Below are 8,795 nucleotides of genomic sequence, written 5' to 3' on the forward strand. Positions count from 1 at the left end.
GGGCGTGGGCGTGGGCGTGGGCGCGCGCGGGGCGTGGGCGTAGGGGTGCGCGGGGCGTGGGTGTGGGCGCGGGACGGCGCGGCACCGGGGACCGAACTACTCGGCGGCGAGGACCTCTTCGACCGGGCGGTAAGCGAGGCCGAGCGCCGTGGCGACACCTCGGTTGGTGACGTGCCCGCCGTGCACGTTGAGGCCGAGCGCGAGGGCACTGTCCTCCCGCATGGCCCGCTTCCAGCCCTTGTCGGCGATGGCGGTCACGTACGGGAGCGTCGCGTTCGTGAGGGCGCGCGTCGAGGTCTCCGGCACGGCACCCGGCATGTTGGCGACGCAGTAGTAGATCGAGTTGTGCACGGCGAACGTCGGGTCATCATGCGTCGTGGGGTGGGAGCCCTCGAAGCATCCGCCCTGGTCGATCGCGATGTCGACGAGCACCGAGCCCTTCTTCATGCCCGCCACCATCGTGTCCGTGACGAGCTTCGGGGCGGCGGCGCCCGGGATGAGGACGGAGCCGACGACCAGATCGGCCTCGGCGAGCTGCGCAGCGATCTCGTACGCCGACGATGCCCGCGTCTGGATCTTGCCCTGGAACTGCACCTCGAGCTCCCGCAGGCGCGGGATGTTCAGGTCGATGATGGTGACGTCCGCGCCCATACCGACGGCGTTCGCGGCGGCGTGCTCCCCGGCGACACCGCCGCCGATGACGACGACCTTCGCCTTCGGGGTGCCGGGCACGCCGCCGAGCAGCAGGCCGCGTCCGCCAGCGGCCTTCATGAGGTGGTAGGCGCCGACCTGGGTGGCGAGGCGGCCGGCGACCTCGCTCATGGGCGTGAGCAGCGGCAGGGAGCGGTTCGGGAGCTGCACCGTCTCGTACGCGATGGCGGTCGTACCGGCGTTCGCGAGCGCCTCCGTCTGCGCGCGGTCGGCGGCGAGGTGCAGGTAGGTGAAGAGCACCAGCTCGGGGCGCATGTGGCGGTACTCGGCGGCGATGGGTTCCTTCACCTTGAGCAGCAGCTCGGCCGTCGACCAGACCTCGTCTGCGGTCGCGAGGATGCGCGCACCCGCCGCCTCGTAGGCGGTGTCGGCGATCGCCGAGCCGAGGCCGGCGCCCGCCTCGATGAAGACCTGGTGGCCGTGGCGCTCCAGCTCGTGGACCCCGGCGGGCGTGATGGCCACGCGGTTCTCGTTGTTCTTGATCTCCGTCGGGACCCCGATGCGCATGATTACCCCTTTGTGTTCGTGCTCGTTCGGTGCTTCTCTCCGGCAATCATGCGCAGAACGTGTTTCGAATACGTTGAACGCCGAAGAAACATCGGCATGTGAGGGAGAATCGGTGCAAAACTTCGATAAGGAGGCACGCGCGTGGGTGATATGCCGAAGGAACTACGGGCCGTCGACGGCGGAGTGCTCGACGATGTCGACCGCCGTCTCGTCGAGCTGCTGCAGGCCAACTCACGGCAGTCGAACACGCAGCTCGCGACCGCGGTCGGTATCGCCCAGTCGACGTGCATCGCGCGTGTGCGCTCGCTCGTCGATCGCGGCATCATCACGAGGTTCACGGCGGATGTGGGCCTGCCGCAGCTGGGCCTCGCGCTGCAGGCGCTCATCAGCGTCAACATCCGCTCGGGGCAGCGTCAGGAGCTCGCGCACTTCGCGGAGGAGATGCGTGCGCTGCCCGAGGTCGTGCAGATCTTCTTCCTCGGCGGCTCGGAGGACTTCATCGTGCACGTCGCCGTCCGCGATTCGAACGACGCGCGGGAGTTCGTGGTGGCGAACCTGTCGACGCACCCTGCCGTCGCCTCCACTCGAACGAGCATCGTCTTCGACCACCACCGCATCCGCTGAGCTACCGCGTCGTGCGTGCCGCGTCGTGCGTGCCACACGGCAAGACGTCGGTCCTTGGCGGATTCACGGAGGTGGCGACCTGCAGAGACCCCAGGTCTGCGAGCGTACGGGGCCGTACCCCTCGCAGACCTCGGGGATGTGCAGGTGCGGCGGTGCGCAGGCCTGCGCAAGGCCGAGGTCTGCGTAGCCGGAGTGCGCCCGACCCACAGGGCCCCTTCATCTCCACGCCGACCCAACGCTGACCCTGAGCAGCGCTGACCAGCCCGCTCCGGCACCCGCAACGGCACCCGCACCTCATCCCGTGATCTGAGAACGCAGTAGCCGAAACCGCCGAGACGTTCTTATTCTGTGTGCATGGATCCAGCAGCGCAGGCGCAGGACGACCTCGTCGCGACCCTCATCGTGCGCGGCAGGATCCGAGACCCGCGCGGCGTCTGGGGGCCAGGCGAGGTGTGGGCGGCGGGGCCGCGCATCGTCGCGGTGCAATCGGGCCGCTCCCGCACCCCGGCACCCGCTGGCGCCCGCATCGTCGACGTCGGCGACGCCTACGTGCTGCCCGGGGTGGTGGATGCGCACGTGCATTCCCTCTCGCACGGCGGCGAGGGCATCGCCGCGGCGACGAGGGCCGCCGCGGCCGGCGGCGTGACGACGATCGTCGAGATGCCCTATGACGGCACCGGCCCCATCAACAGCCTCGACAGGCTCCGGGCGAAGCAGGACCTCGCGAACGATGAGGCGCACATCGACGTGGCGCTCCTCGGCACGCTCGCCCCCGGCGGTGGCTGGCGCGCGGCCGGCGAGCTCGCCGAGGCGGGTGCCGCGGGCTTCAAGGTGTCGCTGTTCCACACGCACGAGACGCGCTTTCCTCGCATCGACGACCGCGAGCTGCTGAGCGTCATGGCCGCGGTTCGGGACGCGGGACGCACCCTGTGCACGCACGCCGAGAACAACGAGATCATCCAGGCGCTCCTCAGCGAGGAGCGAGCGGCGGGCAGCACCGACCCGCAGTCGCACTCACGTTCTCGCCCGCCCGTCTCGGAGACGCTGGGTGTGCTGACGGCACTCGAGGTCGCCGCCGACACTGGGGCCAGGCTGCACGTCTGCCACCTGTCGCTTCCCCGCAGCGTCGACCTGGTCGACTGGTACCGGACGCAGGGCGCCGACGTCACGCTCGAGACCTGCCCGCACTACCTGACCTTCACCCAGGACGACCTCGAGACGCAGCGGGGGCGCCTGAAGATCAACCCGCCGTTGCGGGACGCGAAGGCCCGCGACGGGCTGTGGGATCGCCTCGGCAGGGGTCTGGTGAGCGTGGTCAGCTCGGACCACGCCCCGTGGTCGAGAGAGCTGAAGGACCACGACGTCATGCTCGACAACAGCTCGGGCGCGCCGGGTGTGCAGACGCTCGTCGCCGCGACGCTGGGCGGCGCGCTGCGTCGTGATCCGTCCGGCACGCTCCTGGCGCAGGCGGTGGATGCGCTCACGATCAGCCCAGCGCGCCGGTACGGTCTCGACGCTCGCAAGGGGGCGCTCGAGGTCGGCAAGGACGCCGACATCGTCGTGTTCACGCCGGGGGACGCATCCATCGAACTCGACCGGATGCTCTCGAACGCCGGCTGGACGCCATACGAGGGCATGTCGCCCGGCGGCAGTGTGACGCACACCTTCTCGCGCGGCGAGCTCGTCTACTCCGACACCGCTGGGCTCCTGGCGCGCGCGGGTCGGGGAGAGGTGCTGGTCTGACCATGAGCGATCTGCGACCGAAGGCGGACCCGAACGGACGGCCCATATCGGGGGGAGCGGCTGCCTCCGGCGGGTCCGGGGGGACCGGGGGAGCCGCGTACAAGTCGCTGCACCGGGGCCTTGAGATCCTGCAGCTCATCCAAGGCCGAGGGCGGCTCAAGATCTCGGAGATCAGCAGCGAACTCGGGATGCCGCTGTCGACCGTGTACCGCTACGTGACCGTGCTTCGAGACGCGGGCTTCGCGATCGAGATCGACGGCTACCTCATGCCGTCGAGCCGCCTCGCGGAGAGCGACGACGCCTCCCCGCACCTCGTGCGCTACGCGGCGCCCGTTCTGCGCCGCCTCAGGGAGCTCACCGGCATGACGGCGATCCTCGCCGTGCGCGTGCACATCACGGCCGTGTGCCTGGAGGTGTCGTACGCGCATCCGCAGCACCGCATCCCCTTCGGCCGCGGGAAGGTGCGCAGCCTCTACGCGGGGGCGACGGCCCTGCCCCTGCTCGCGTACGCGCCGAAGAAGGTCGTGCGCGAGCTGCTCTCCGGCGGCCTCCGCGCGTACACGACCGCGACGATGAGCCCGGAGATGATCGAGCCGTACCTGCGGCAGGTGCGCGCCGAGGGGCACGCCGTCTCCTACGGGCAGATCACCCCTGGCATGGTCGGCATCGGGGTGCCCGTCTTCGCGGGCGGCCGAGTGCTGTGCTCCCTGTCTCTTGTCGGTGACGAGCGGCAGACTGGGGTACTGGATGAGCGCGTCGCGCTCCTCAAGCAGGGAGCTGCAGAGCTCGCCGCGAAACTGCCGTCGAACGTCGACCTCGAAGTCTGGAGCGACCAGAGTGCCTGAAATCGCCGCGAACCCCGCAGCCCCGTCCCCCGCCTTCGAGGAGTCCGCGCCGCCCGTGTCCGGGCCGCTCGCGAGCCCCATCCTCGCGCGTGGAACGCAGCCGATCACCGCGCAGCGCGGCACGAAGCTGCGCGCGAGGAACTGGCGGGCCGAGGGCCTGCTTCGCATGTTCGAGAACGTGCTCGAGGTTGGCGAGAACGCGGCGGAGCTCATCGTCTACGCGTCGCTCGGCAAGGCCGCCCGCAACTGGGACGAGGCCTGCCGCATCGTGAACTCGCTGCTCGAACTCGACGAGGCCGAGACGCTGATCCTGCAGACGGGCGCCGCGGTCGGCGTCATGTCGACGAAGCGCGACTCGCCCATGGTGCTCTCCGCCGTCAACAACACCGTCGGCAACTGGGCGACCAGCGACCGCTTCTACGAGCGGTATCGGGCCGGGCAGACCATCTGGGGCGGGCTGACGGCCGCCGCCTGGCAGTACATCGGAAGGCAGGGCGTGCTGCAGGGCACGTACGAGCTCCTCCGCGAGGTGCTGGTCCAGCACTACGACGCGCGGGCGGAGGGCCGGTGGATGCTCACGGCCGGGCTCGGCGGCATGGGCTCAGCCCAGCCCATCTCGGCGCGCATCCTCGGCCTGTCGTCGCTGACCGTGGAGGTCGACGAGGTGAAGATCGACCGGGCGCTCGCGGTGGGCGGCGTCGACGTCCTCGCGCCCTCGCTCGACGACGCGCTGGCGCTGCTCGAGGCGGCACGTGCCGAGGGCATCCCCGCCGCCGTCGCGCTCCGCGCCAACGCGGCGGCCGTCTTCGCGGAGCTCGCCGCGCGCGGCGTGACCCCGGACATCGTCACCGACCAGACCGCCGCGCACGACGCGCGCTACGGCTACGTGCCCCTCGAGTACACGCTCGACGAGTGGATCGCCGCCCGTGTGTCCGAGCCGGAACGCGTCGAGGCCCTGGCACGCGCCTCCATGGCCAAGCAGGTCGAGGCCATGCTCACGCTGCAGGAACGCGGATCCATCGCCTTCGAGAACGGCAACAACCTTCGGGTGAAGGCGCTCGAGCACCTCGGCGAGAGCGAGACCGAGCGGGTCAACCGCATCCCCGGCTTCATGGAGGCCTATCTTCGGCCGCTCTTCGCGCGCGGCATCGGCCCCTTCCGCTGGGTGTGCCTGTCCGGCGACGTCGAAGACCAGCTGACCATGGATGCGCTCGCATCCTCGCTCTTCCCAGACCGGCCCGAGGTCGCCGAGTGGCTCGCGCTCGCGGGCGTCCACGTGCCGCAGCAGGGCCTCCCCGCGCGGTCCTGCTGGCTCGGGCACGGCGAACGCTCGCGCCTCGCGCAGGCCGCGAACGAGCTCGTCGCCGACGGCCGGCTCACGGCTCCCGTGCTCTTCAGCCGCGACCACCTCGACTCCGCCGGCATGACCCATCCGCGCATCGGCACCGAGGGCATGCGAGACGGCTCCGACGGCGTCACCGACTGGCCGCTCCTCGACGCCATGCTGCTCTCCACCGCCGGGGCCGACCTCGTCGCGATCCATTCGGGTGGCGGCGGCTACACCGGGTGGATGCAGTCCGCCGGTGTCTCCATCGTCGCCGACGGCAAACCGGAGACCCTCGAACGCCTCCGCCTGGCCCTCGACCTCGACACGGGGCTCGGCGTCATCCGCCACGCCTCCGCCGGCTACGAGGAGGCCGCGTCGGCCATCGCGCGGAACGGCGAGACGGGCGACGCCCCCATCGCCGCCCTCGGGCTCGCCGCGCGCGGCGTCTCCGCGGCCGCCGTGCCGGCCGCAGGAGAGACCGCAGAGCCGACGGCATCCACCCCCACCGACCCCGAAGGGAACGCCCGTGCGTGAACTGACCCAGGAAGACGCCGTCCACGGAGTGCTCGGAGGCGGTGTGCTCGCGTGCGGCGGCGGCGGGTGGAAGCACCACGGCGAGCTCATGGGCCGCATGGCGACCGAGCTCAACAGGCCGGTCCTTGCGAGCATCGACGAGCTCCCGGAGGACAGCTGGGTGGCGACGGTCACCGCGATCGGCGCGCCAGCCGCGAAGAACTGGGAGATCCGCCCCGTCGACTACGTGCACGCCCTGCAGGAGCTCATCAGGGCGACTGAGGTGCCCATCTCGGCCGTCATGACCGCCCAGAATGGCTACTCGACGACCCTGAACGGCTGGATCCAGTCGTCCGTGCTCGGCGTCAAGGTGCTGGATGCGGCCGGAGACGTGCGCGCGCACCCGACGGGCAAGCTCGGTTCGCTCGGCCTCGCCGAGCGAGAAGGCTACGTGGCGACGCAGGTCGTGTCGGGCGGCAACCGCGCCCTCCACGGCCACTTCCTCTCCGTGAACCGGGGCACGATCAACACGTGCGACGACGTGCTGCGCGACATCTCGGTGCGCACGGGCGGATTCATCGCCGCAGCCCGCAACCCGGTCGAGCTGAGCTACGTGCGCGAGCACGCCGCGCATGGTTCCATCTCGCTCGCCCTCGACCTCGGCAGGGACATGGCGGCGGCGCTCCGGAAGCGCGGCGCCGGCAAGCAGGAGGCGTTCGTGCAGGCAGTCGTCGAACGCCTCGGCGGCACGGTCGTCTCGCGCGGGCCGCTCGGCCTCGAGGTGCCGACCGACACACACGGAGGCTGGGACCACGGCACCTTCCGCATCGGCGACTTCACGGTGCCGTACCTCAACGAGTACATGGCCATCGAGTCGGGCGGGGAGCGCATCGCGACCTACCCGGACACGATCATCCTCCTCGATCCGAAGCTCGGAGAGGCGGTCGCGGTGAAGGATGCCGCCGAGGGGCAGGAGGTTGTGCTCGTGTCGGTGCCGGCCTCCGCGCTGCCGGTGTCGTCGTCGGCGATCGACGAGTCCGGGCTCGCCGAGATCGAGCAGATCATGGGCATCGACTTCCTGAAGTACCGCGACTCGGGACTCGTCGGCGGAACGGCCGGCTATGTCGGCTGACACCGCGGATGCGCTGCTCGGCCCCGTCGACCCGTCGCGGCTGCGTCCAGACCAGCAGCGGGTGCTCGCCGACCTGACCGAGCTCGCCGGCCTCATCGAGAGCGCAGAGCCAGGGTTCTCCCGTCGGGTGTTCTCCGATGCGTACCGTGCGGGGCGCGAATGGGTGCGCGACCGGATGCGCGCATCCGGTCTCGACGCGCACATCGACCCGGCGGGCAACGTCGTCGGGGTGCTGCGCGGCGCGAACTCGTCGCTGAAGCCCCTCATGACCGGTTCGCACACCGACACCGTGCACGCGGGCGGACGCTACGACGGCATCGTGGGCGTGCTCGGCGGCATCGAGGTCGCTCGGCGCCTGCGCGAGGCGGGCATCACGCTCGCACGCGACCTGTACGTCGTCGACTTCCTCGGCGAGGAGGCGAACTCGTTCGGCGTCTCCTGCATCGGCTCGCGCTCCATCGCGGGGCTGCTCCTCCCCGAGCACCTCGAGCGCACGAACGGCGACACGGCGCTTCGGCTCGGCGACGCCATGACGGGGTTCGGCCTCGACACGGGCGGCGCCCTCGGCCAGGCCTGGGCACCCGGCTCCCTGCACGCCTACCTCGAGCTGCACATCGAGCAGGGGCCGCAGCTCGAACGCAGCGGCAAGCAGATCGGCGTCGTGACGGCGATCGCGGGCATCGAACGCCTCATGGCCGCGTTCTCGGGCCGAGCCGACCACGCGGGCACCATGCCCATGCAGGGCAGGCACGACGCGCTCATCGCGGCCGCCGAGGCGATCCTCACGATCGAGCGAGAGGCGTGCGGGGCCCCCATCCACGGCGTATCGACGACGGGCCGGATCGAGTCGTCGCCTGGCTCCTTCAACATCGTTCCAGACGAGGCGCGCATCTGGGCGGAGATGCGCAGCGTGGATGCGTCGTGGCTGCACGGCGCGAAGCGTCGCGTCGCCGAGGACATCGCTGCGGCCGCCGCGCTCCGCGGCGTCGAGACCGCCATCGAGTGGCTCAACGACCAGGACCCGGTCGCGGCCGACCCCGACGTGCAGCGCCTCCTTGGCGACGCCGCGGACGCGCTCGGCTACACGTGGGAGGCCGTGCCGTCCGGCGCGGGCCACGACGCGGCGCACCTCGCGCACCTCGGCCCCATGGGCATGATCTTCGTGCCATCGGTCGGCGGGCGCAGCCACGTGCCCGAGGAGTTCACCGAGGCCGACGACATCGCGGTCGGCATCCACGTGCTCGCGACGGCGCTCGTCGCCGCCGACCGCAGCGAGCGCCCCCTCGCCGCGAGCTGAGCACCCGCGTCGCGCCGGGCACCCGCCGCGACGCCGACCTCCTGCCCGGCCCCGGTTGCCCGGCGCTGCCTGCCCGCCCGTCCTGCCCGTCTGCCC

Annotated in this window: 7 protein-coding genes; 6 read left to right on the forward strand and 1 reads right to left on the reverse strand. The window is 71.2% G+C overall.

The window, feature by feature from the left end; genetic code table 11:
* Positions 1-96: 96 nt before the first annotated feature.
* On the reverse strand, positions 97-1,218 hold the full coding sequence (gene ald / locus C5E10_RS15490) for an alanine dehydrogenase (protein WP_104332389.1): 1,122 nt from the start codon (positions 1,216-1,218) through the stop codon (positions 97-99).
* 150 nt (positions 1,219-1,368) lie between these two features.
* On the opposite strand from ald, the gene C5E10_RS15495 reads away from it, so the two are divergent.
* The 6 genes from C5E10_RS15495 to C5E10_RS15520 all read left to right on the forward strand — a co-directional run bounded on the left by C5E10_RS15495 (position 1,369) and on the right by C5E10_RS15520 (position 8,699).
* Positions 1,369-1,842: an Lrp/AsnC family transcriptional regulator gene (locus C5E10_RS15495; protein WP_104332390.1), complete on the forward strand. Its 474-nt coding sequence runs from the start codon at positions 1,369-1,371 to the stop codon at positions 1,840-1,842.
* Between the two features lie 354 nt (positions 1,843-2,196).
* A complete protein-coding gene (locus C5E10_RS15500) occupies positions 2,197-3,585 on the forward strand; it encodes a dihydroorotase family protein (protein ID WP_104332391.1) in 1,389 nt (462 codons plus the stop codon).
* A gap of 2 nt (positions 3,586-3,587) precedes the next feature.
* The gene (locus C5E10_RS15505) at positions 3,588-4,430 is read left to right on the forward strand and encodes an IclR family transcriptional regulator (RefSeq protein ID WP_104332392.1); all 843 of its coding nucleotides are present in this window, start codon (positions 3,588-3,590) and stop codon (positions 4,428-4,430) included.
* Positions 4,423-6,291: a urocanate hydratase gene (locus tag C5E10_RS15510; protein ID WP_219820379.1), complete on the forward strand. Its 1,869-nt coding sequence runs from the start codon at positions 4,423-4,425 to the stop codon at positions 6,289-6,291. The genes C5E10_RS15505 and C5E10_RS15510 overlap by 8 nt, the downstream gene beginning before the upstream one ends.
* Positions 6,284-7,402, forward strand: a complete 1,119-nt coding sequence (locus tag C5E10_RS15515) for a DUF917 family protein (RefSeq protein WP_104332394.1) — start codon at positions 6,284-6,286, stop codon at positions 7,400-7,402. The genes C5E10_RS15510 and C5E10_RS15515 overlap by 8 nt, the downstream gene beginning before the upstream one ends.
* A complete protein-coding gene (locus C5E10_RS15520; protein ID WP_104332395.1) occupies positions 7,392-8,699 on the forward strand; it encodes a M20 family metallo-hydrolase in 1,308 nt (435 codons plus the stop codon). Before C5E10_RS15515 ends, C5E10_RS15520 begins: the two co-directional genes overlap by 11 nt.
* Positions 8,700-8,795: the final 96 nt, after the last annotated feature.

The organism is Pseudoclavibacter sp. RFBG4, from assembly GCF_002931515.1.
Taxonomy (GTDB): Bacteria; Actinomycetota; Actinomycetes; order Actinomycetales; family Microbacteriaceae; genus Pseudoclavibacter.